Raw genomic sequence first — 2241 nt, 5'->3', positions numbered from 1 at the left:
GGAGAATGGCTCGTGGGCGTCAACTTCGATCTGAACGATTTGCAGGCGTTTCGAGCCGTCGTGGAATTGGGCAGCTTCCGCAAGGCAGCGGACGCGGTCAACATCTCGCAGCCCGCGCTGAGCCGGCGCATTGAGAAGCTCGAAGCAGCGCTCGGCGTGCGGCTCTTTGAGCGGACCACCCGCAGTGTCACGCTCACGACGGTAGGCCGCGTGTTCGCCCCAAGCGCGGAACAACTTCTCGACGACCTCGATGTCGCGTTGCTCGGCATCCGCGACGTGTCCACCAGCCGTCTGGGTCATGTAACCATCGCGTGCGTGCCGTCGGTTGCCTACTATTTCCTGCCAAGCGTCGTCGCGGCCTATCACACCCGTTATCCGCGCATCCGGGTCAAGCTGCTCGACTCGAGCGCGAACGAAGTTCTCGGCTCGGTCATCAGCGGTGAAGCCGATTTCGGCGTGAGCTTCATGGGCAGCCAGGAGACCGAGGTCGAGTTCAAGGTCCTGTTGCAGGAACGGTTCGTCGCCGCGTGCCGCCGCGATCATCCGCTCGCCAAAAAAACGCGGGTGTCGTGGAGCGAGCTGTACGAACACGAATACGTTTCCGTCGACAAGACTTCCGGCAACCGCCTGCTGCTCGATCAGGCGTTGACGACCGTGGCGCCGACAGTGCCGAGCGTCTGCGAGACGCGGCATGTCACCACCATGCTCGGCCTGATCGAAGCGGGACTCGGCGTGGCCGCCGTGCCCTCGATGGCGATGCCCATGCGCGACCATCCGATCCTGACCAGTGTGCCGCTCGTCGATCCGGTCGTGACGAGGCGAGTCGGCATCGTCCGGCGCAGGGGGCGGCCGCTCGCGCCGGCCGCGCAACAGTTCTATCAGACGATCCTCGACACGAAACGCAGCGGCATGGCCGGTGCGGCGAAGAAGACTCCGAAATGACACTGCCGAGGCCTTTCAATCTGCTCTACGTCCAGGTCCTGCTCGGCATGGGGCTTGGCATGACCGTCGGCCACTTCTGGCCACAGGTCGGCGCCTCGCTCAAGCCGCTCAGCGATGCGTTCGTCGCGCTGGTGCGCATGATGATCGCGCCCATCGTCTTCTGCACGATCGTCACCGGCATTACCTCCCTTTCGAGCGGCTCGAAGATCGGCCGCACCATTTTGAAAGCGCTGGCGCTGTTCTATTTTCTCACCATCGTTGCGCTCGTCCTGGGGCTCGCGACCGCGTTCGCGCTGCACCCCGGAGCGGGACTGCACATCGACGCACGTCATCTGGACACGGCCGTCCTCGCCCAGTATTCGACGCGCACGCAGTCGCACGGACTCGTCGAATTCGCCCTGCATGTGATTCCGGAGACGCTTGTCGGCGCGTTCGAGAAAGGCGAGGTGCTGCCGGTCCTGCTGCTCGCCCTTCTGTTCGGCTTCGCATTGAACGCCAGCGGAAGCGCCGGACAGCGGGTACAGGAATTCATCGATGGCATCGCGCACGTGCTGTTCCGCATCCTCGCGCTGATCATGCGGCTCGCGCCCGCCGGTGCGTTCGGCGCGATGGCGTTTACGGTGGGCCGTTTCGGCATCCGCTCGATTGGCTCGCTCGGCATGCTGATGGTGTCGTTCTATGCGGCGTGCCTGCTGTTCGTCGTCTGCGTGCTTGGTCCGCTCGCGCGCCTGCATGGCTTCTCGCTCTGGCGGCTGCTGCGCTACATTCGCGAAGAACTTGTCATCGTGCTCGCGACGTCGTCGACGGAACCGGTCTTGCCCCGCCTCATCGTCAAGCTGGAAGCGCTTGGTTGCGACAAGGGGATCGTGGGTCTCGTGCTGCCCGCCGGCTATTCGTTCAACCTCGACGGCACGGCAATCTACCTGACGCTCGCGTCGATGTTCATCGCTCAAGCGTGCGACGTACACCTCTCCGGCGGACAGATCGCGACGATGCTCGCGGTCATGCTGCTCACATCGAAGGGTGCGGCGGGCGTATCGGGTAGCGGGCTCGTTGCGCTCGTCGCGACGCTCGCCGTCATTCCCGATCTGCCGCTGGCGGGCGTCGCGCTGTTGGTCGGCATCGATCGCTTCATGTCCGAGGCGCGCGCCCTGACGAGCGTTATCAGCAACGCGTGCGCGGTGATCTTCGTATCGATGTGGGAGCGCGCCTGCGACCGGGCGCGCCTGAAAGAAGCATTGAGCCTCGCGCATGGGCCCGAGGAACCCTTCGATCAGCCCGCCGACCTGCCGGGCTGAA

At 64.6% G+C, this 2241-nt stretch carries 2 protein-coding genes; both read left to right on the top strand.

The features are described from left to right. Positions 1-12 precede the first annotated feature (12 nt). Entirely contained in the window at positions 13-942 is a 930-nt protein-coding gene (locus tag AWB65_RS34650) for a LysR family transcriptional regulator (RefSeq protein ID WP_087671233.1), read from the top strand. Beyond that, positions 939-2240 (top strand): C4-dicarboxylate transporter DctA, encoded by a 1302-nt coding sequence (dctA, locus tag AWB65_RS34645; protein ID WP_087671232.1) that lies wholly within the window; start codon positions 939-941, stop codon positions 2238-2240. Before AWB65_RS34650 ends, dctA begins: the two co-directional genes overlap by 4 nt. Position 2241: the final 1 nt, after the last annotated feature.

The organism is Caballeronia humi (assembly GCF_001544475.1).
GTDB classification, from domain to species: Bacteria; Pseudomonadota; Gammaproteobacteria; order Burkholderiales; family Burkholderiaceae; genus Caballeronia; species Caballeronia humi.
This window is presented reverse-complemented; position numbering and strand designations above follow the sequence as displayed.

Excerpts from the sequence above, each read along its gene's own strand:
- dctA (WP_087671232.1), top strand. The coding sequence starts at position 939 with ATGACACTGCCGAGGCCTTTCAATCTGCTCTACGTCCAGGTCCTGCTC.